General features: G+C 74.4%; 12 protein-coding genes and 1 pseudogene. 1 reads left to right on the top strand and 12 read right to left on the bottom strand.

Annotated features, from left to right (window positions below; translation table 11 throughout):
• Positions 1-333: pseudogene (locus ABT160_RS07355) on the top strand (NAD-dependent epimerase); the annotation flags it as partial.
• A 52-nt stretch (positions 334-385) separates the two neighbouring features.
• Here ABT160_RS07355 and ABT160_RS07360 read toward each other — a convergent pair.
• The 12 genes from ABT160_RS07360 to ABT160_RS07415 all read right to left on the bottom strand — a co-directional run bounded on the left by ABT160_RS07360 (position 386) and on the right by ABT160_RS07415 (position 20,009).
• Complete coding sequence (locus ABT160_RS07360) at positions 386-1,957, bottom strand: amino acid adenylation domain-containing protein (RefSeq protein WP_351644706.1); 1,572 nt, start codon at positions 1,955-1,957, stop codon at positions 386-388.
• Between the two features lies 1 nt (position 1,958).
• Positions 1,959-2,972: a ketoacyl-ACP synthase III family protein gene (locus tag ABT160_RS07365; protein ID WP_351644709.1), complete on the bottom strand. Its 1,014-nt coding sequence runs from the start codon at positions 2,970-2,972 to the stop codon at positions 1,959-1,961.
• 66 nt (positions 2,973-3,038) lie between these two features.
• Complete coding sequence (locus ABT160_RS07370; RefSeq protein WP_351644712.1) at positions 3,039-5,444, bottom strand: non-ribosomal peptide synthetase; 2,406 nt, start codon at positions 5,442-5,444, stop codon at positions 3,039-3,041.
• A complete protein-coding gene (gene glyA, locus ABT160_RS07375; protein ID WP_351644715.1) occupies positions 5,441-6,823 on the bottom strand; it encodes a serine hydroxymethyltransferase in 1,383 nt (460 codons plus the stop codon). Before glyA ends, ABT160_RS07370 begins: the two co-directional genes overlap by 4 nt.
• Positions 6,820-7,506, bottom strand: coding sequence for a thioesterase II family protein (locus ABT160_RS07380; RefSeq protein ID WP_351644717.1), 687 nt, complete (start codon positions 7,504-7,506; stop codon positions 6,820-6,822). The genes glyA and ABT160_RS07380 overlap by 4 nt, the downstream gene beginning before the upstream one ends.
• Positions 7,503-8,795, bottom strand: coding sequence for a condensation domain-containing protein (locus ABT160_RS07385; protein ID WP_351644718.1), 1,293 nt, complete (start codon positions 8,793-8,795; stop codon positions 7,503-7,505). The genes ABT160_RS07380 and ABT160_RS07385 overlap by 4 nt, the downstream gene beginning before the upstream one ends.
• A complete protein-coding gene (locus tag ABT160_RS07390) occupies positions 8,795-9,640 on the bottom strand; it encodes an SDR family oxidoreductase (RefSeq protein ID WP_351644719.1) in 846 nt (281 codons plus the stop codon). Before ABT160_RS07390 ends, ABT160_RS07385 begins: the two co-directional genes overlap by 1 nt.
• Positions 9,637-10,935: an MFS transporter gene (locus ABT160_RS07395; protein ID WP_351644721.1), complete on the bottom strand. Its 1,299-nt coding sequence runs from the start codon at positions 10,933-10,935 to the stop codon at positions 9,637-9,639. Before ABT160_RS07395 ends, ABT160_RS07390 begins: the two co-directional genes overlap by 4 nt.
• Positions 10,932-12,704 carry a condensation domain-containing protein gene (locus tag ABT160_RS07400; protein WP_351644723.1) on the bottom strand — a complete coding sequence of 591 codons (1,773 nt, stop codon included), beginning with the start codon at positions 12,702-12,704 and terminating at the stop codon, positions 10,932-10,934. The genes ABT160_RS07395 and ABT160_RS07400 overlap by 4 nt, the downstream gene beginning before the upstream one ends.
• Positions 12,701-13,819 (bottom strand): MupA/Atu3671 family FMN-dependent luciferase-like monooxygenase, encoded by a 1,119-nt coding sequence (locus ABT160_RS07405; RefSeq protein ID WP_351644725.1) that lies wholly within the window; start codon positions 13,817-13,819, stop codon positions 12,701-12,703. Before ABT160_RS07405 ends, ABT160_RS07400 begins: the two co-directional genes overlap by 4 nt.
• The gene (locus ABT160_RS07410) at positions 13,816-16,839 is read right to left on the bottom strand and encodes a type I polyketide synthase (RefSeq protein ID WP_351644727.1); all 3,024 of its coding nucleotides are present in this window, start codon (positions 16,837-16,839) and stop codon (positions 13,816-13,818) included. The genes ABT160_RS07405 and ABT160_RS07410 overlap by 4 nt, the downstream gene beginning before the upstream one ends.
• The gene (locus ABT160_RS07415; RefSeq protein ID WP_351644730.1) at positions 16,836-20,009 is read right to left on the bottom strand and encodes a non-ribosomal peptide synthetase; all 3,174 of its coding nucleotides are present in this window, start codon (positions 20,007-20,009) and stop codon (positions 16,836-16,838) included. The genes ABT160_RS07410 and ABT160_RS07415 overlap by 4 nt, the downstream gene beginning before the upstream one ends.

The raw sequence follows: 20,009 nt of genomic DNA on the forward strand, positions 1-20,009 counted from the left end.
CTCACCGCCTGCATCGAAGCCACCGGCGCCGACACCCAACTCGTCTGGGCCGACGAACAGTTCCTCCAGGACCACGACGTCTCCCCCTGGACCGAACTCCCCCTGTGGGCCCCCGACATCCCCGAAGTCGCCGGCACCTGGACCGCCACCTCCGCCAAGGCCCTCACCGCCGGAATGCACTGCCGACCCGTCGCCGAAACCGTCGCCGACACCTGGAAGGCCCTCCAGGGCGGGGACTACCCGGCGCCGAAGTACCTCCAGGGCAAGATCCCCGTCGGCCTGGACCAGGACAAGCACGACACCGTCCTCGCCACCTGGGACGCACGGAGCTGAGACCCCACCACCACCATGGGCCCGCACCCGATCGGCGCGGGCCCATGATGCGTCAGGACAGCTCGTCCAGCAGGCGCTTGCGGTCGGTCTTGCCGTTGGTGTTCAGCGGGATCCGCGTGACGTGCCGGTAGTGCCGCGGGACCATCTGGCGCGGCAGGCTCTCCCTCAGGCGCGCGGCCAGGTCCTGGGCGGGCAGTGGTGTGCCCCGGTAGACGGCCACCAACTCCACTTCCGCGGCGCGGCGATCCGCCAGGACCACGGCCTGGTCGATGCCGGGCAGCCGCGTCAGGGCCGCCTCGATCTCACCCAGCTCCATGCGGTGCCCGGCGATCTTCACCTGGTCGTCGAGGCGCCCCAGGTGCACGAGCTGCCCGTCGGTCCAGCGCACCTGGTCGCCGGTGCGGTACCAGTGGGCCGGTGTGACGTCCGTGCCGCGGAGCGGCTCCGCCGGCCCCTGGTCCACGGGCGTGCTCACGAACCGGCCCGCGTTCTGGGCCGGGTCCAGGTAGCCGTCGAAGCGCTGCGGTCCGCGCAGGCACAGCTCTCCTTGCGGAGCCGGACGTCCCTCGTCGTCCAGGACGAGGGTTTCCACGCCCGGGTAGGGGACGCCGATGGGGGTGCCGTCGTGCGGAGTCGCGATCCAGTCGGCCCGGTCGGCGGGAAGGTGGTGGGTGGTGCACATGATCGCCACTTCGGTGGGACCGTACGTGGCGTGGACCCGGGTGTTCGGCGCCACGCGCGTCCACGCCTCGACGAGCGCGGCGGGGACGCGCTCACCTCCCAGCACGCTGTGACGCAGTCCCGGCGCGCGCCCTTCGGTCAGCTGTCCCAGGCCCTGGGCGAGGGCGAGGACCGAGGGGACCGAGTTCCAGTGGGTGAGTCCGCGGTCCACGATGTAGTCGACCACGCGGTTGATCTCCGAGCGCGCGGGCACGACGAGGGTCGCTCCGGCGCCCCAGGCGCAGAACATGTCACACACGGACGCGTCGAAGGTCATCCCGATGACGTGGGACAGACGGCTGTCGGGAGTCACCTCGTGCAGGTCGATCCAGGACGCGAGGAACGGAGAGATGTGCCGGTTCTTGATCGGTACGCCCTTGGGCGTCCCGGTCGAGCCCGAGGTGAACATGACGTACGCGACGTCATCGGGGTCCGCGGGGAGCGGCTCGGCCTGCGCATCCGCGTCCAGGTCCGCGTAGAGGTCGCCGAGGACGTCCAGGGCCACGACCGGCGCGGTCACGCCCGCACCGGTGAGCGCCGCGGCTCCGGGCGCGTCCGCGGCGAGGACGAGGTCCGCCTCCGCCAGGCGACACACGTCGGCGCTGCGCCGCAGGGGGTGCTCGGCACTGAGCGGGACGACGGCGGCGCCCAGGGCCAGGACCCCCAGGTAGGCGGCGAAGACCTCGGCGGTGCGCCCTCCGACGAGCGCGACGCGGCGCGGCGGGCCGCCGCCCAAGGCGCTGATGCGGGCCGCCGCCGTCAGCGCGGCCGCGCGGAGCCGGGCGTAGCTGACGGCCCGCCCCGGCAGGTCGAGCGCGATGTGGTCGGGGCGGCGCAGGGCTGAGGCCTCGAACCAGGCGTAGAGCGTACGGGGCTGCGCGGGCACGGTGGGTTCCTCGGCCATGTCAGATGATCTCCAGTACGGCGCAGGCCCAGTGGAAGCCGATGGCGCTGCCGACGAGCAGTACGTGGTCCCCCGATGTGAGCGTGCCGCTCTCGACCAGGTGGTGGAGCCCGCCGAACTGGTCTCCGCCACCGATGTGCCCCACCGTCGCGCCCCACGCGAGGGTGGTGCGGTCGGTGTCGACGCCGAGGACGTCGAGGTACTGCCACTGGAGCAGGGCACGCCCGACGTTGGGCAGGACGCAGTGGGCGACGCGGTCGAGGCTGACGCCCGCGTCGTCCAGGGCCTCCTTGACGACGTCGCGCAGGCCGGCGTTCTCCCGCTGCGCGATGTCCTCGACGCCTGCCTCGGCGACGTAGCCGCGCTTGCGCGCGCGCAGGTCGAGGGGCAGCCGGTGGTGGGGGCGTTCGTGGAGCCCCTCGGATCCGCGGTACAGGGGTTCCAGCGACGGGTCGGTGACCAGGGCGGTGGAGAGCACCCGGGCGAAGCCGTGGGTGCGGGAGGCGACGACGGCGGTGCCGCCGTCGCCGAGGACGAACCACTTCTCGCTGCGGTAGCGGTCGTAGACCGGCTCGGTGAAGGCGTCCGCGGTGGTGACGAGCGCGGCCCTGGCTCCGGGCTGGGTGTGCAGGTGGGAGAGGGCGAGGGTGAGCCCGGAGAGTCCGCCGACGGAGGCCTGGTCGATGTGGAAGGCGGGACCGCGGGCCTGTGGGCCGAGGACCTGCCCCTGGATGTACGTGGCCGGGGTCCAGTGGTCGACGCCCTGGTGGTGCACGCTGGAGTGCACGGACATCGCCACGTCCCCCACGGCGTGCCCGGAGGCCTTCAGCGCGTCGCGGGCGGCGCGCACGGCCATGTCGGCCGGGGCGGTGCCGTCGGAGACCGCCACGGCCGTGTAGCCGTTGACCTCGCATTCGTCGGCGTCGTAGCGGCCTTCGTCGACCGCCGTGCGGGTCTGTTCCCGGGCGGGCAGGTGCAGGCCGGTGCCCGCGACGTACATGTCGGACCAGCGCATGGTGCCGTCCTCTTCCTCGGTGTCTCTGGTGCTGCGGGGTGGGGTGTTCGCGGATGCCGGCCAGGCTCAGGCGCCGGGTGCCGCGGACCCGGGCGCGGGGGCGACGGTCTGCCTCAGGTGATCGGACAGACCGCGGAGCGTCGACTTGCGGTACATGTCGGCCCACTTCAGCGCGGGGTGGATGCGCATCATGCCGCGCAGCGCCTTCATGGAGTCGCCGCCCAGCGCGAAGAAGTCGTCGTCGGGCCCGATGCGGGGCAGGCCGAGCACGTCCGACCAGACGGCGGCGACGTGTTCCTCCCAGGAGCCCGGCGCGTGGTCGGCCGGGTCCGTGGCCGGGGCGTCCTGCGCTCCGGCCGGGTCGGGCGCGGGGAGGTTCTTGCGGTCCACCTTGCCGTTGGGGGTCAGCGGAAGGGCAGGCAGGGCGAGGATCGCCGTCGGCACCATGTAGGCGGGGAGCTTGTCGGCCAGCCGGGTGCGCAGGGCGCGGGCGTCGACGTCGGCGCCGGGGGCGGTGACGACGTATCCGACCAGGCGCGGGTCGCCCGTGGAGTCGGGGTGGGCTGCCACCACGGCGTCCTTGACGTCCTCGGCCTCGCGCAACGCGGCCTCGATCTCGCCCAGTTCGACCCGCAGTCCGTGAATCTTCACCTGGAAGTCGGCGCGGCCGATGAGTTCGATCAGGCCGTCGTGTCCCAGGCGTGCCAGGTCGCCGGTGCGGTAGAGGCGTTCGTCGGCGACCGGGCCGTGGGACCAGCGGAGGAAGCGCTCGGAGGTCCGCTCGGGCTGGTCGAGGTAGCCGCGCGCCAGTCCCGTACCGGCCAGGTAGAGCTCCCCGGTGACGCCGGGCGGGACCGGCTGGAGGTTGTGGTCGAGGACGTAGGTGCGCTGGTTGGCCATGGGACGGCCGTAGGGGATGCTGGTCCAGTCGTCGGCGACGTCGCCGACCTCGTACACGGTGGAGTGGACGGACGCCTCGGTGGCGCCGCCGAGCACGATGAACCGGAGTCCCGGTGTGAGGGCCCTGACCCGGCCGGGCAGGGAGAGCGGCACCCAGTCGCCGCCGAGCATGACCAGGCGCAGCCGGGCGAGGGCGCCGTCGTCGCCGTCGCGCTCCAGGTGGTCCATGAGGAGTTCGAGCAGGGCGGGGGCGGAGTTCCACACGGTGATGCCGTGGCGTGCCGCCAGTTCGGCCCAGTGGCGGGGGTCCCTGACCCGGTCGGGCGCGGGGACGACCACGGTGCCACCGGTGGCGGTGGTGCCGAGGAACTCCACCACGGACATGTCGAAGCTGGGCGAGGACAGGGCGAGCACCGTGTCCCCGTGGCCCGTTCCGTACCGGGTGGCGAGGTCCATCAGGTTGTTGAGCACGCCCCGGTGGCGCAGGGCGATCGGCTTGGGCGCGCCGGTGGATCCCGAGGTGTAGATGACGTAGCAGAGGTCTTCGGGGTCGTTGTCGCGGGCCGGCGGGTGCGCGGGCTGTTCGGCGACGGCCGGCGCGTCCCGGTCGAGCAGGACGAGCCGGGTGCCTTCGGTGGGGGCCGGGAGGTTGGCGGTCAGGTGCGTGCGGCTGACCAGGGCGGCGCAGTGGGCTCCGCCGACCATGGCCGCCAGTCGCTCGGCGGGGTAGGCCGGATCGAGCGGTACGTAAGCGCCGCCCGCCTTCAGGACGGCGAGCGCGGCGATGAGCAGGTCGGCCGAGCGTTCCAGGCACAGGCCGACTCGTGCGCCGCGGTCGACGCCCGAGGCGCGCAGGTGGTGGGCGAACCGGTTGGCCCGCTGTTCGACCTGGGCGTAGGTCAGGCTCTGTCCGCCGTCCTCGATGACGGCGAGGGCGTCGGGGCGCTGTGCGGCCTGCTGTTCGAAGGGCTGGTGCAGGAGGGCGTCGCCGTGCGGCAGTTCGGTCGCGGTGTCGTTCCACTCCACGAGCGTGCGGTGGGCGTCGTCGTCGGACAGCAGCCTCAGGCGGGACACCGGGCAGTGCGGGGAAGCCGTGGCGTCGTCGAGCAGGGCGTGCAGTGAACGCAGGAGGAGTTCGGCGGTGGCCGGGTCGAACAGCCGCGGGTCGTGGCGCAGTTCGACGCGGCGGCCTTCCGGCGTGGCCGGGTGCACGACGAGTTCGGCCTCGCGGGACGGGGGCTCGCCGGGGCCCTCGGTCCCGGCGAGGCACACGGCGGCTCCGCCCTCGGGGACGATCGCGGCGGGCACGGGGGCGGCGGCCAGCTCGGCCAGCGTTTCCTCGCCGGTGCAGGTGAAGCCGAGTGCGCGGGTCGCTCCGGCGCCTTCGCGTACGGGCAGGACCAGTTCGTCCTGTCCGCCGAAGCGGTGCAGCAGGAACGCGAAGCCGGCCAGGACGAGGGCGTCGGACCCGGCGGTGGCGGCCGGCAGGGTCCTGGTCGCCGTCGCGGAGCACTTCGGGGCGGACGTTCCGCGGGGCCGGTCGGTCGGAAGCTGGGCGGTGTTCGTGGTCAAGGCCGTACTCCCCTGTCGTGGAGGTCGTCGTCGCCGAGGTAGTGGGGCAGCGGGAAGCGTGCGCACAGTCGCGCCACCTCGGCGCGTACGCGGTCGCGCACGTCGGGGGCGAGGGCGTACGTGGTGTCGTCCACGGCGGTGGTGGCCGTCAGGACGGTGTGCATCAGCCGGGCGCAGGCGCGCGTCTCCTGCGCGCCCATGCCCCGCTGGGCCAGGATGTTGGTCCCCAGGCGCAGGCCGCTGGCGACCAGCGGGGGGCGCGGGTCCCCGTCGATGCGGTTGCGGTTGGCGAGGATCCCGCACTCCTCCAGGGCGCGTTCGGCCACCACTCCGCTCAGGCCGTGCGCCCGCAGGTCCAGCAGGACCATGTGGGTGTCGGTGCCGCCGGCCAGGACGTGGTGCCCCAGGTCGGCGAGTTCCTCGGCGAGTGCGCGGGCGTTGCCGACGATCAGCCGGGCCGTCTCCTTGAAGGCGGGAGTGGCGGCCAGCTGGAAGGCCCGGGCCTTGGCGGCGATGGCGGCGGGGTTGGGGGTGCCCTGGGCAAGGGGGAAGACGGCGCGCTGCATGAGGCGGGACAGCGGGGTCCGGCCGTCGGGGCCGGGGGTCGCGTGGTCCCGGCCCATCAGGATCAGTCCGCCGCGCGGCCCGCCGAGCTGCTTGTAGGTGCTGGTGGTGGTCACGTGGGCGAGGTCGATCGGGCTGGGGTGCTCGCCGGTGGCCACGAGGCCGGCGATGTGGGAGATGTCCGCGACGAGGTAGGCGCCGACCTGGTCGGCTATGCGCCGGAAGCGGGCGAAGTCCAGTGTGCGGGGGTGGGCGCTGGCTCCCGCGATGATGACCCCGGGCCGGTGGTGGTCCGCGAGTGCGGCGACCTCGTCGAGGTCGACGCGGCCGCCGGGGGTGAGGCCGTAGTGGACCGCTCGGTAGTGCCGTCCGGTCAGCGAGGCGGCGGAGCCGTGGGTGAGGTGGCCGCCGGCGTCCAGGTCGAGGGCGAGCAGGGTGCCGCCGGGCGGCAGGAGCGCGCCCAGTACGGCGACGTTGGCCGAGGAGCAGGAGTGCGGTTGCACGTTGGCGTAGCGGGCGTGGAAGAGCGCCGTGGCCCGTTCGACGGCGAGGCGCTCGACCGCGTCGAACCAGTGCGCGCCGGGGTGGTAGCGCTTGCCCGGGTAGCCCTCGGCCGTCACGTTGGACAGGGCCGCGGCGCCGGCGGCGAGCACCGAGGGGTCGGCCACGCTGGCCGAGGCGACCATGGCCAGGGTGGAGTTCTGCGCGGTCACGTCGCCGTCGAGCAGGGCGACGAGTTCGGGGTCCTCCTGGTGCAGTTGGGCCGAGGCCCGGTCGAGGAGCAGGGCCTGGGCGCCCGCCTGTGCCGCGCTCACAGCACTCCCTCGATGATCCGCCACACCTCGGCGGCCCGTGCGGTGAGGTACATGTGCCCGCCGGGCAGCTCGACGGGGTCGAACTTCTCCGTGGTGAACTCGGCCCAGGCCAGCCACTCGTCCGGGGGGACGGTGGCGTCGTCGGTGCCGCGGAGCACGGTCATGGGGATGGGCAGGGGTTCCAGCGTGCTGGGCCGGTAGTCGCTGAGCAGCCGGATGTCGGCCCGGATGGTGGGCAGGAGCAGGGCGCGCAGCTGCGGGTGGTCCAGGGCCTCCAGCCCGCCGTCGGAGCCACGCTTGAGGTCGGCGACGGCCTGTTCGTCGTCGTCGCTGATCCACTGCGGGCCCCGGTGGCGCGGGCTGACGGAGCCGCTGAGGACGAGGTGGCGCGGCAGGGGCCCGCCGGTGGCCCGCAGGTGGTGCACGGTCTCGTAGGCGAGCACGGCGCCGAAGCTGTGGCCGAACAGGACGTACGGGTCCGTCCCGGCCGCTGCGCGGACGCGCTCGGCGGTGCCCGCCGCCGCGTCGGCGAACGTGGCGTAGCGGGGGGAGTTGAACTCGTCCTCCCGGCCGGGGAGCTGGACGGGGTGCAGGGTGAGGTCCGCGGTCGCGAAGCGTTGCCAGGGGCGGTAGGTCCCGGCGCCGGCACCGGCGTGGGGCAGGGTCAGCAGTCGTGTCGTCATGGCGTTCCTTCGCGGGTGGCGAGTGTGTCGAGCTGGTGCCGGTAGCCGGCCAGCAGGCGCTCGAGGTGCGGGGCCCACGCGCCGTCGGCGGGTGCCTGCAGCGTCACTTCGAGTTCCTGTGCGGCGTTCTCGGCGACCTGCACCTGGAGTTCCGCCGCGCAGCCCACCGGCCGCACCGGCACGGTCCACATCCGGACGGGCCCGGCGGCGTGTTCGGTGCGCTGCCAGTTCTGGAAGCCGAACAGCGTCTGGAACAGCGGCATCCGGCGTCCGGGGCGCCCGCGGCACTCGCGGACGATCTCGTCGGTGGGCAGCCCGGCATGGGCCATGGCGTCGATCGCGGTGTTCCAGAACCGGTCGACCGCGTCGGGCCCGTGCGGGTCCCTCAGCCGCAGGGGCACGGTGTTGATCAGGCAGCCGATCTCTTCGGCGTTGGACGCGGAGCGCTGGGCGATGGCGGTGCCCACGCAGAAGTCGTCGGCGCCCGTCTCCTCGGCGAGCGCCCGCCCGTAGGCGGTGAGCAGGAGCGCGTACGGGGAGCAGGCGTGCCGGCGCGCCCGGTCGCGGGTGGCCGACCACAGGGCGGCGGGCCAGGTCGCGCGGTGCTCGGCGGCCGGTGCCCGGATGACGTCGCGATGGGTCGGGGCCGGTCCCCGGGCGGGCAGGTCGGGTGCGCCGTCGAGCGCGGTGCGCCAGTAGGCGACCAGTTCCTCGCGCTGGGGGCCGGGGAGCACGTCGGGGTCGGCCCGGCGCACGGGTGCGGGCTCCGGTGCGGTGCCGTCGGCGGCCCGGGCGTACGCGGCCGCCAGTTCGGTGGCGAAGGCCTCCAGGGACAGGCCGTCGAAGGAGATGTGGTGGACGCCCAGGTACAGGTCCGCGCCGGCGGGACCGGTGGCGACGGCGACGCGGTGGACGCGGCCGGCGGCGATGTCGAAGGCGTCGGGGGTCAGCAGGCGTCCGGCTGCCTCGGTGAAGGTCGTGCCGGGCGGCAGCTCCATCGGCTCGGTCCGCTCCGGGCCGTCCAGGACCTGTCGTACGACCTCTCCGTCGCGCAGGACGTAGGCGGTCCGCAGCGCCTCGTGGCGGTGGTGGACGGCGGTGAGCGCGCGGCACAGGACCGCGTGGTCGACCGGGCCCTCGATGCGCAGGTGTCCCACGGCCCGCAGGGCGACGGCGCCCGGGGCGATCTGCTCGGCGAACCAGAACTGTCGTTCGCCGGGCGAGGCCGGACGGTGGCCGGTGTGCCGTGCGGTGGGCACGCCGTGCTGTTCGCGTGTCGTCCCGGCCATCAGCGGACCGTGTATCCGGCGTCGACGGTCAGGGTGCTGCCGGTGACGTGCCGGGCCTCGTCGGAGGCGAGCCAGAGGACCGCGGACGCCACGTCGGCGGGGTCGACCAGGGTGTTCATCGGCTGTTCCGCCGTGAACAGGGCCTGGTGTTCCTGGGCGGGCACGTCCAGGGCTCGGGCGACCTCGGAGAGCATGCGTCCCTCGACGTCCGGTTCGTCGCGCACGTTGCCGGGGCAGACGGCGTTGACCCGCACGCCCAGGGAGGCGTAGTCGAGGGCGGTGGCGCGGGTGAGGCCGATCAGGCCGTGCTTGGCGGCGACGTACCCCGCGAAGTTGCGGTAGCCGACCAGGCCCGCGGTGGAGGCGATGTTGATGATGCTGCCGCTGCGGCGCTCCACCATCGAGGGCGCGAACAGGTGCGTCGTGCGCCAGGCTCCGCTCAGGTCGATGTCGAGCATCGTGAGCCACTCCTGCTCCGTGGTGCGGTGCGCGGGCTGCCCGGACGGCGCCACCACGCCCGCGTTGTTCACGACGACGTCGACCCGGCCGAAGCGCTCCAGGGCCTGGTCGCGTACGTCGGTGAGGGCGGTCAGGTCGCGTACGTCGGCGCACGCGGTGATCACGTCCGCCCCCTGGGCGCGGGCCTCTCGCGCGGTGTGCAGCAGCTGGCTCTCGTTGCCCAGCGGGTAGGGCACTCCGGGGACGTCGCCGGGGGCGTCGACGAGTACCAGGTCCGCCCCTTCGGCCGCCAGCCGCCGGGCGCAGGCGCGGCCCACGCCGCGCGCCGCGCCGGTGACCAGGGCGATGCGTCCTTCCAGCCGGCCTTCTCTGAGGGTCTCGGTCACGGGGCCGTCTCCTTCGCCGGTGCCGGGGCGGCGTCCGCGGCGTCCGGGCCCTTGTCCATGTCCTTGAGTGCGCTCAGGCGCGAGGAGACGGCGATCAGGACCAGGTAGGCGCAGCCGAAGGCGATCAGGGTGGTGCGCAGGCCCGCGAGGTCCACCGACCAGCCGGCCACGAGGATGCCGAGCGGGGCGGCGCTCATGGCCGCCGCGCCGCTGAGGGCGAAGATGCGGCCGGTCAGCTCCGGGGGCACCCGCTCGAACATGACGGTCATGAGCACGGGGTTGAGCGGTCCGGCGGCGAGGCCGAGGAGGAAGGAGATGACGATCGTGAGCACCGGGCCGGGCTCGGCGGCCACGCAGAGGCGCAGTACGCCGATGACGGCGAAGCAGCCCAGCAGGGTCCAGCGGCGGCTGGTGAGCAGCCGCTTGCTGGCGGGTCCGTACAGGAACGTGCCCGCGACGGCTCCGCAGCCCGACGCGGCCAGCAGCCAGCCCAGGTACTGGCCGCCGCCGAGGACCTCTTCGCTGTAGACCGGGAGCAGGACCGGGGTGAAGGCGTCGTCGAGGAAGTTGGTGACGACCACGAAACCGGTCATGGCCGCGATGACGGGGATCTTCCGGGTCGCCGTGAGGCCGTCGGACAGCTGCCGGAAGAACGGGGGGCGTTCGGCGGCGGGCTGGGGTGCGCGGCGCGGGACGCCGAGCGACATGAGCAGGGCGGCGGCGAAGAACGACGCGCAGTCGACGTACATGCCGACGACCGGCCCGGTGGTGGCGATCAGCAGGCCGGCGAGCGGGGCACCGACGAGGAGGCCGAGCCGGGGGGCGCCCTGGATCCAGGAGTTGGCGTTCTCCAGGCGCACGCCCGCCTCGTCCGCGAGCGGCTTGACCAGCGTCATGCGGGCCGCCGAGGCGGGGGTCGCGACCATGCTGCGGCCGAAGAGCAGCAGCATCAGCGCGGGCAGGGGAAGCCCGACGGTGTCGTTGAGCAGGGGGACGAGGCCGATGAGGGCGCCGGCCAGCAGGTCGGAGACGACGCTCATGCGCTGTCCGCCGATCCGGTCGATCCAGACGCCGCCGACCGCTCCGGCGAAGACGAGCGGCAGGGCGTTGGCGAATCCGGCCAGGCCGGTGGAGACGGAGCTGCCGGTCTGGCCGAACACGTAGAGGGGTACGGTCACCACGGTCACGGCGTTGCCGAACGCGGACAGGTAGTGGGCCACCAGCATCAGGACGAGGGGGCGTCGTCGCAGGGTGGCCGCGGGCGGCGCGACGCCGCCCTGTTCGGTGGTCGTCACAGGTTCTCCTGTCCCACGCCGCTGCCCTGAGAGAAGAGGCGTTCCAAGTAGTCCGCGGACACGTTCAGGCGCCCGGGGACGTGGTCGTCCGCCGCGGCGCCGGGCCGCCGGCCGGTGGCCGTGGCGAGGTGCTCGGCCAGCTCGCCGAGCGTCGTCGCGGGGCGGATCCCGACGGTGGGCGCCGCTCCTGCTTCTCGCAGCGCACGGGTGAGCCGGGCCGCCGCCAGCGGGGTCCCGCCCCGGTCCGCGAAGGCGTCCTGGGGGTCGGCCCGGTCCACGCCCAGGGCCTCGCGCCACAGGTCGGCCGCCCGCTGGCGGACGCCGACGGCGCCGCGCGGGGCGAGGGGGGCGTCGGGCTGGTGGGCGAACAGCTCGACCAGTTGCAGCAGGCGCCGCGAGAGCCGGGCGACCGTGGACTCCTCGAAGAGGGCGGTCCGGTACTCGATCCGCCCGAACATCACGTCGCTGACCTGCCACCAGGCGATGGTCATGTCCATCGACGAGATGCCCTCGTTGACCGCGTTGGCGTACACCCGGGCGCCGGGCACCGTGTAGAAGACGGAGTCCGCCAGGTCCAGGTGGACCAGCATGGTCTGCAGGAGGGGGTAGCCCAGGTGGGAGCGCTCGGGCGCGGCCGCCTTCACGATCTCGCCGAAGGGGACCTCGTGGTGTCCGGCGATCGCCGAACCCGCTGCCTGTGCGGCGGCCAGCACGCCCGCGGGGGTGGGGTGTTCGGGGATGCGCACGCGCAGGGGCAGGTTGGTCAGCAGGAAGCCGGCGATGTCCTGGACGGCCGGCTCCGAGCGGGTCACGCTGGGGACGCCGACGATGACGTCGCGCTCGCCCGTCTCCTCGTACAGCAGCGTGGCGTAGACCGCTGCCATGGCGTTGGCGACGGTGCTGCGGGACTGGCGGGCGCGCGCGGCGAAGGCCGCGGCCACCTCGGGGTCCAGGACGAAGTTGTACTGGCGTCCGTCGTGGTCGGTGGTGTCCTGGGGGTGGTCGTACGGCAGTGCGAGCCGCTCGGGCACACCGGCCAGGTAGTCGCGCCAGAACGCCCGGTGCCGCTCGCCCTGCGGTCCGTCGAAGAGGTCGCGCTGCCACTGCGCCCAGTCGCCGAACTGCACGGGCAGTTCGGGTACGTCCGGCTCGTCGCCTTCCTTGAAGGCCCGGTAGAACTCCAGGAGCTCCTTGTTGATCCGCACGTAGGACCACTGGTCGGTGAAGGAGTGCGGCATGGTCTGGACGACCTGGTGGTCGCCGCCCAGGTCCGCCACCGCGATCCGCAGCACCGGGTCGCGGCCCAGGTCGAACGGGCGGGCCACCTGCTCCTTGATGAACCGCTTGCGCCGCTCCTCCCGCTCCTCGTCCGGCCCGTCGGACCGGTCGGTGAAGGTCAGGTCCGCGCCGCGTCCGGGGTGCAGGCGCAGCACCGGACGCCCGCGCAGCACCTCGACGGAGCTGTGCAGCAGTTCGTGCCGCGCGACCACGGCGTTCGCGGCGCGGGTGAAGGCCTCCTGGTCGAGCTCGCCGAGGAAGCGCAGGCCGAAGCCGAGGGTGTACGTGGTGGTGCCCGGGTACAGCTGGTCCAGCACCCACAGCCGTTCCTGGTCCATGCCGAGCGGGAAGGTGTCCCGCGGTCCGGGCCTGCGGCCCAGGCTGGTCTTCCCCTCGCGGCGGGCGGCCAGCCGTGCCGCGAGGGCGGCGCGCTGCGCGGGGTCCAGGCTCGCCAGCCTGGCGCGCAGGTCGGTGCTCTCCGGTGCGGTCATCGGTCCTGCTCCTCGGCGGAGAGGGCGAACAGTTCGGGCAGTGCGGCCAGCACGTCGGGGGCGGGGAGGCCGAAGTCGATCAGGTGGCCGACCTCGTCCGCGCCCGCGTCGGCGAGACGGCGCAGGACGGATCGCGCCTTGGCCGGGGTGCCGAGCAGTGAGCTGCCGCCGAGGAAGTTCAGGTACGCGCTCTCCAGCAGCACGTCGCCGTCCTCCTCCGTGGTGCCGGTCTGCCTGCGGAAGTCCCTCAGGTAGCCGTGCATGGCGGGGCGCAGGAAGCCCTCCAGGTCCTCGCGCGCGCTGACGTGGGAGTGCACCATCACCACCACGTCGCCCTCGCCGGGGTGTCCGGCCTCCCGCCAGGCCGCGCGGTAGTGGCGGATGTTCTCGCTGAGCACCTCCAGCGGTCCGCCCAGCAGGCCCGTCATGACGCCGACGCCCGCACGGCCCGCCGCCTCGAAGGTGGTGGGGGACCCGGCGGCGGTGAGCCAGACCGGCAGTTCGGGCTGGACGGGCTCGGGGCGGGTACGGACCTCGACGTCGCCGCCCGCGGTGGTCGGGTAGGAGACCGGCGTGCCGCGCCAGTGGGCGCGTACCTGGTCGATGGCCCGCAGCGTGGTGTCGCGGCGCTCGGCGTGCGGGGTGCGCGCGAGCACGAAGTCGTCGGGGTGCCAGCCGCTTGCGAACGACAGGCCCGCCCGGCCGCCGGAGATCTGGTCGACCATGGACCAGTCCTCGGCGATGCGCACGGGGTGGTGCAGGGGGGCCGCGACGCTTCCCGCCCGGATGCCGATGCGCTCGGTCCCCGCGGCCACCGCGGAGGCCAGGACGGCCGGGTTGGGGGTGAGGCCTCCGAAGTCGACGAAGTGCCGCTCGGGCAGCCAGACGGCGTGCAGCCCGGCACGGTCCGCGAGGGCCGACGCCTCGCACACGAACCGGTAGTAGGCGTCGGGCCGCATGGCCCGGGCGCTGGCGAAGAAGTACAGGCTGTGGCGCAGCGCCACGGGCGCGCTGTCGGCCGTCGCGTCCTCGGCGGTCCGCTGCCGCATCCGGGAGTTCAGCAGGCGGCGCTGTTCGGGGGAGAGCGCGGCGAGGCGCTCGGAAAGGTCGGTCACTGGTCGGCCTCGATCTCACGGAGAAGTTGCAGCAGTTCGTCGTCGTCGCGCACCGTCAGCAGTTCCTGGATCCGGGCGGTGAAGGTGCCCAGTTCGGAGTTGCCGTACAGGTCGGACAGGCTGGCGTTGACGAGCAGGGCCTCGTTCACCTGGGTCAGCAGGTGCGCGGCCTGGAGCGACGTGCCGCCGAGCGTGAAGAAGTTGTCCTCCGGTCGCAGGGCGGGGCCTCCGAAGGCGGCCTGCCAGATCTCCCTGACGGTGCGTGCCACGTCACCGCTCTCCTCGACGGGCGTCTCGGCCTCGCCAGGAGCGGAGTCGGTGGTGTCCGCGGCCGGGGGCGCGGACACGGGGACGGCGCGGGCCGCGGCCGGAGCCGGCTCCCCGGCGGGGGGCGCGTCGATCCAGTGGCGGGTCGGTGCGAACGGGTAGGCGGGCAGGGCGGCGGTGCGCCGCGGCCGGGGGACGCCGAGGTCGACGCGGCAGCCCGCGCTCCACAGCGCGGCCAGCACGTCCTGGTGCCCCAGCGCCTCCGGTCGTGACCGGGAGCCGAGCAGGTCCACGACCGGTGCGGCCACGCCCGCCCGGCGCAGTTCCTGGCGTACGGGGTCGGTGGTGGCGGGTCCCCGGTGGGTGCCGATCACGAGGTGCGGGGCGACGGCGGCCAGGGTACGGACGGCGTCGTCGAAGCGGACGGTGCCGCGCAGCTGGCGGCCCCAGTAGCCGGGGTCGCACGCGTCCTCGGCGCTGAGCACGCCGCCGGTCAGGTTGGACAGGACCGTGAGCCGGGGGGCGGACAGCGACAGGCCGGTGAGGAACTTCTCGAACCCGGTGGCCGCCTCCTCCATCGCCCGGCTGTGGAAGGCGTGCGCGGTGGCCAGGCGCCGGGAGCTCACGCCCGCGGCCGCGCACCGGCGTGCCACCTCCTCGACGGTGTCCTCGTCCGCGCCGATCACCGTGCTGTCGGGGGCGTTGAGGACGCAGACGTCGGCGGGCAGGTCCGCGATCAGGCTCCGGGCCGCGTCCTCGCCAGTGCCGACGGCGAGCATCGCGCCGCGGGGGGCCCGCCCCATCAGGGCGCCACGGCGGACCACGGCGGCGGCGCCGTCGGCGACGCTGAACACGCCCGCGTGGGTGGCAGCGGTGAGCTCTCCGACGCTGTGGCCCAGCAGCGGGCCCAGGTCGGCACCGCTCCGCTCCAGCAGGCGCAGGGCCGCCAGGCCCAGGACGAACAGCAGTGGCTGGACCACGGCGGTGTCGAGGAACCTGGGGTCCTCGGGGTCCCAGTGCGCCGCGTCCCGCAGATCCGGACCGTCCGCGTCGAGGACCGCGCCCGCCAGGGCGACGAGGTCGTCGGCGAACAGCGGGTCCGTGGAGGCGAGTTCGCGTCCGGCACCGGCGATCCGGGTGCCCTGGCCGGGGAGCACGACGGCGATCCGCGGGTCCGCGGCGGCCGCGGGAGCGGTCCCGCTCTCCCGCAGTGCCCGGACGAGCTCGGCGCGCGCCAGGGCGTCGTCCCCGCTCAGTACGGCGGTCGTACGGTGCCCGAGCGCGCGGCGGCCGTGCCACAGGGTGCCGAGGACGTCGGTCAGGGCGGTGTGCGCTCCGGGGCCTTCGAGCCAGTCGGCCAGGTGCAGGCGCTTGTCCCGCAGGGCCTGCGGCGTGGCCGCCGAGAGCACGGCCACCCGGTGGCCGGGGTCGCCCTCGGCCGGGTCGGGCGCCGGGTCCGCGGCGGCGGGGCCGACGACCAGGTGGGCGTTGGTCCCGCCCAGGCCGAAGGAGCTGACGGCCGCCACCCGCGGGACGTCGCCGTCCCAGGGCTCGGGAGCGCGGGGCAGGCGGAAGCGGGGGGAGCCCAGGGGGGCGTCCGGGCCGTCGCCCGGCTGGGAGGGCGTCGGCGGCAGCGTGCCGCGCTCCACGGCCAGGACCGTCTTGATGAGGCCGACCACGCCGGCGGCGGTGTCGCAGTGGCCCACGTTCGGCTTGACGCTGCCCAGGGCGAGGCGGGGGGCGGTGCTCTCGCCGTACACCTCGGCCAGCGCGGACAGTTCGACTTGGTCGCCGAGGGCGGTCCCGGTGCCGTGGGTCTCGACGTAGCCGATGTCCCGCGGCCGGAGGCCGGCGGAGTCCAGGGCTTCGCGGATGACCTCGGCCTGGCCCACGGGGCTGGGGGAGGTCAGGCTCATGCGCTGGGCGCCGTCGTTGTTGACCGCGCTGCCCAGGACGAGGGCCCGGGCCCGGCCGGTTCCGTCCGCGGCGGCGTCCTCGGCACGGCGCAGCACCACGAGGCCCGCGCCGCTGGCGGGCACGGTGCCGTTGCTGCCCTCGGTGAAGCTGCGGCAGCGGCCGTCGGGCGAGACGATGCCGCCCTCGACGTACGAGTAGCCGGGTTCGTCCGCCGGGTGCACGGTGCAGGCGCCCGCGAGGGCGATGTCGCACTCGTAGGTGAGCAGGCTGCGCACCGCCTGGTGCACGGCCACCAGGGACGTGGAGCAGGCACTCTGCACGGTGAGGCTCGGGCCGGTCAGGCCGAGGCGGTACGAGAGCGCTGCCGCCAGGTAGTCGCGGGAGTTGCCGAGCCTGAGCTGGTCCTCGCCCAGGGCCCGTACGACGGCGGGGTCGCGCAGCACGTGGTCGTGGAGGTAGGCGTCGGGGCCGCTGCCCACGAAGACGCCGACCTTGTCCGTCGAGCGGAGCGTGTCGAGCCCGGCGGCCTCCAGCGCCTCCCAGGCGAGCTCGGTGAGGACGCGGTGCTGGGGGTCGGTCGCGGCCGCCTGGGCGGGGAGCATGCCGAACAGCTCGGCGTCGAACTCCCGGAAGCGGTCGATGCGTCCGGCTTCGAGCCGTCCTTCGAGCGGGCCGTCGGCCAGGCCGGCGGGCAGGGTCACCTTCCCGGCGAGCAGGTTGGCCCAGAAGGCGTCGGGGTGGTCCGCTCCGGCCACGCGCAGGGCCATGCCGACCACGGCAACGGCGTTCTCGGGTGTGCCGGCTCCGCCGGGCTGCCGGTCGGGGGCCGTCGTCATCGGGTGCTCCTGTGGTCGGTGAGGGCGTCGGCGAGGCGACGCGGGGTGGAGTGGCGGAAGATGCTCCGCAGCTGGATTCCTGCGAAGCCCTGGTCCTTCAGGGCGGAGCTCAGCCGGACGGCGAGGAGCGAGTTGCCCCCGAGCTCGAAGAAGTTGTCGTCGACGCCGACGGGGACCTCCAGGACGTCCTGCCAGACCCCGGCGAGGCGCACGGCGAGGTTCTCGCCGGTGCCGGGTGCGGCGTCGGCGCCGGGTACCCGCGGCCCGGCCGGGCCGGGGGACGGCGGCGCGCCGCGGGGGGCGGGCTCGGGCAGGCGGGCCAGGTCGAGCTTGCCGTTCGCGGTGAGCGGCAGTGCGGGTACGGCGGTCACCGCGGCCGGGAGCAGGTGGGCGGGCAGCCTCTCGGCCAGCCGCCGGTGGACCTCCTCCCCCGGGTGGGCGGGGTCGGTGAGCACGACGTAGGCGTCGATCCGCGCGGTCGCGGCGTCCCCGGGGCGCCGCACCAGTACCGCCGCGGCAGCGACGTGCGGGTCAGCGAGCAACTGGCCGCGGATCTCTCCGAGTTCGATGCGGTGGCCGCGGATCTTCACCTGGTCGTCGAGCCGCCCCAGGTGTTCCAGGCTGCCGTCGGGCAGGTAGCGGCCGCGGTCACCGCTGCGGTACAGGCGCAGCGTGGGGTCCTCGTCCAGGAGGCCGGTGACGAAGCGTTCCGCGTCCAGTTCGGGGCGGTCCAGGTAGCCGGCGCTGACCCCTGCGCCGCCCACGTGGATCTCGCCGGGAACGCCCACCGGGGTGGGCCTGCCCCGCGGGTCGAGGACGTGCAACTGCCAGCCCGGCAGGGGTCGTCCGACGGGGCAGCTGCCGCGCAGGGCGTCGGCCCGGGTGAGGTCGTGCCAGGTGCAGTGCACGGTCGTCTCGGTGATGCCGTACATGTTCACCGGGCGGCAGCGGCTCTCGGGGTAGCGGTCGAACCAGGGCAGCAGCACGGCGGGGTCGAGTGCCTCTCCCCCGAAGACCAGCAGCCGGACGGCGAGGTCGCCCGCCGCGAAGCGTTCGGCGGCCACCAGCTGGGTGAAGGCGGAGGGCGTCTGGTTGAGGACGGTGACCGCTTCCTCGCCCAGCAGCCGGAGCAGTTCCTCGGGGTCCCGCGAGACCTCGTAGGGGACGACGACGAGGCGGCCGCCGGTGAGCAGGCAGCCCCAGATCTCCCAGACGGAGAAGTCGAACGCGAAGGAGTGGAAGTGGGTCCACACGTCCTGCGGGCCCAGGCCGAACTCCCCTGCCGTGGCGGCGAGGAGGGACACCACGTTGCGGTGGGTGACCTGGACCCCCTTGGGGTGTCCGGTGGAGCCCGAGGTGTGGATGACGTACGCCAGGGAGTCGGGCGACACCACGGGGAGCGGGACGGAGGCGGCGCCGCGCGCCGTGACGGGGACGGTGCGCGCCCCGGAGAGCGGCGCGTCGCCGATCACGGCCTTGAGGCTGGTGTCCTCGGCGATGAAGGCGAGGCGTTCGGCGGGGTAGTCGGGGTCCAGCGGCACGTAGGCCGCGCCGGACTTCAGGACGGCGAGCAGCGCGGTGACCTGGTCGATGCCGCGCGGCAGGCACACGCCGACGCGGTCACCGGGGACGACGCCCCGCTCGACCAGGGCGCGGGCGAGCCCGGTGGTGCGGGCGTCCAGTTCGGCGTAGTCGACGCCCGCCGGTCCGCAGGTGACGGCGGTGCGTTCGGGTGCGCGCCTGACCTGGGCGTCGAACAGCGCGGGCAGCGTGTGGGCGGCCGTCGCCGTGGCGTCGGCGCGCTCGCCCAGACCGAGCCGCGCGGCCTGTCGCCGGTCGGCGTCGGCGAGCGTGACGACGTTGTCGAGCGCGTCGTCGGCGTCATGGGCGGCGAGGGCTTCCAGGGTGTGCCGGAACTGTCGCGCGTACAGCGCCGCGGCCCCGGCGTCGACGGCCGCGAGCTGGTGGCGCAGGACGGCCCGCAGGGAGCCGTCGGCCTCTTCGTGGAGGTAGAGGGCCAGCGGGAACTGCGCGGTGAGTGCTCGTGCGGCGGGGCGGGCGGGGTAGTCCCGGTCGCCGTCGACGAGAGTGGGCAGCTGCGGTACGGGGACGACGACCAGGCGCGGGCCGGTGGATCCTTCGGGCAGGACGGCGGAGAGCGGCACGTCGGCGTCGCGGTAGGCGCTCAGGCTGCGCTGGTGCGTACGGGCCAGGAACGCGCCGACCGTCGGGGAGCCGCCGGTGTCGACCGGGATGGCGACGGTCGTGTTGAAGTAGCCGATGGTCGCGTGGTGCCGGGGCGAGCGGCGGGAGACGGTCGCGCCCAGGACGGGGCTTTCGGCGCCGCTGTTGCGGGCCAGCACCAGCGCGGCCGCCGCCAGGGCGAAGGAGTAGGGGGTGAGGCGCTGTCCCGCGGCCGCTGCGCGGACCCGGCCCCAGGCGGTGGCGTCGAGGGTCACCTCGACGGTCGCGCCCTCGACGCCGCGGGCGGGCCGTACGGGTCCGCGGGTGTGGCGGGCCCAGGTGAGGTCCGGCTCCCAGTCCGCCCCCGCGAGGCCGGCCCTGAGTTCCAGGGCCCGGTCCGCCGCCGCGCTCCGCGCCCCGTGGGCGCGCTCCGTCCAGGTGGCGTACGACTCGCGGGGCTCGGGCGGGGTGAGCCCCAGGAGGTGCGCGCCCAGCAGCGCGGTGGAGCCCTCGTCGACGGCCAGGTGGTGCGCGACGACGAGGAGGTCGGCGGTTCCGTCCGTGTGCGGCAGCAACGCCACGCGGATCATGGGGCCCTGTCGCGGGTCCAGCGGACGCTCACTCAGATGCCTTATCCGGCGCTGCGCGTGGGGCCCATCGGCAGGCAAAGGCGTGGTCAAGTGTGTGATGCGGGGTCGGGTCGGGCTGGGCTCCAGGAACCAGCCCTGGGAGTCCTCGCCCACCCGGCACCCCAGAACCGGATGCATTTCCAGCAGTCGTTCGAGATTCGACTGCAACTCCACCGGGTCTCCGGCGCGCTCCATTCGGAAGGCGAAGCACACCGTATAGGTGCCCGCGGCGTCCGCTATCCGGTCGGCGACGTACAGATCGGCCTGGTTCGGCGCGAGGCGCCACCGGACCGCGGACGGCTCCCGTCCGCCCTGCCGAACGGGCGTGCGCACGGCGCTCGTGGTGGGTACCGACAC

This window comes from Streptomyces sp. NPDC001941 (genome assembly GCF_040296945.1).
Taxonomy (GTDB): domain Bacteria; phylum Actinomycetota; class Actinomycetes; order Streptomycetales; family Streptomycetaceae; genus Streptomyces.